Here is a 1,055-nt window from a genome sequence, read left to right as displayed (position 1 = left end):
CCGCCTTCACGGATTGCGAAACGCAGACCATCGTCCATCGCGATCGGGTGGATCAGGGTAACAACCATTTTGATGTTGTCGCCCGGCATTACCATCTCTACGCCTTCCGGCAGTTCGATGGTGCCAGTCACGTCAGTAGTACGGAAGTAGAACTGCGGACGGTAGCCTTTGAAGAACGGAGTATGACGGCCGCCTTCGTCTTTGGACAGAATGTACACTTCAGATTCGAACTTGGTGTGCGGGTTGATGGTGCCCGGCTTAGCCAGTACCTGACCACGTTCGATTTCTTCACGTTTGATACCACGCAGCAGAACACCTACGTTCTCACCAGCACGGCCTTCGTCCAGCAGTTTGCGGAACATTTCAACGCCAGTACAGGTGGTTTTCGCGGTTTCTTTGATACCAACGATTTCAACTTCTTCACCTACTTTGATGATACCGCGCTCTACACGACCGGTAACAACGGTACCACGACCGGAGATGGAGAATACGTCTTCGATCGGCAGCAGGAACGGCTTGTCAATCGCACGCTCTGGTTCCGGGATATAGGTATCCAGGTGGCCAGCCAGTTCGATGATTTTCGCTTCCCACTCTGCGTCGCCTTCCAGCGCTTTCAGAGCAGAACCACGAACGATCGGGGTGTCGTCGCCCGGGAAATCGTACTGAGACAGCAGTTCACGAACTTCCATCTCTACCAGTTCCAGCAGCTCTTCGTCATCAACCATGTCGCATTTGTTCAGGAACACGATGATGTACGGAACGCCTACCTGACGACCCAGCAGGATGTGCTCACGAGTCTGCGGCATCGGGCCGTCAGTCGCAGCAACAACCAGGATCGCGCCGTCCATCTGCGCAGCACCGGTGATCATGTTTTTAACATAGTCGGCGTGGCCCGGGCAGTCTACGTGCGCGTAGTGGCGAGTCGGGGTGTCATATTCAACGTGAGAGGTGTTGATGGTGATACCACGAGCTTTTTCTTCCGGCGCGTTATCGATCTGGTCGAATGCGCGAGCGGAACCACCGTAGGTTTTAGCCAGTACGGTAGTGATGGCAGC

The 1,055-nt window shown here is 54.7% G+C and carries 1 protein-coding gene; it reads right to left on the bottom strand.

Annotated features, from left to right (window positions below; all coding sequences use genetic code 11):
* The coding region (gene tuf, locus ACKLKD_RS27875; RefSeq protein WP_048979769.1) for an elongation factor Tu at positions 1–1,055 on the bottom strand (1,055 nt) is incomplete at both ends.

The organism is Klebsiella sp. 10982, from assembly GCF_048589245.1.
GTDB classification, from domain to species: Bacteria; Pseudomonadota; Gammaproteobacteria; order Enterobacterales; family Enterobacteriaceae; genus Klebsiella; species Klebsiella quasivariicola.
The sequence above is the reverse complement of the archived record's forward strand: the minus strand, read 5'-3'. Positions and strand labels throughout refer to the sequence as shown.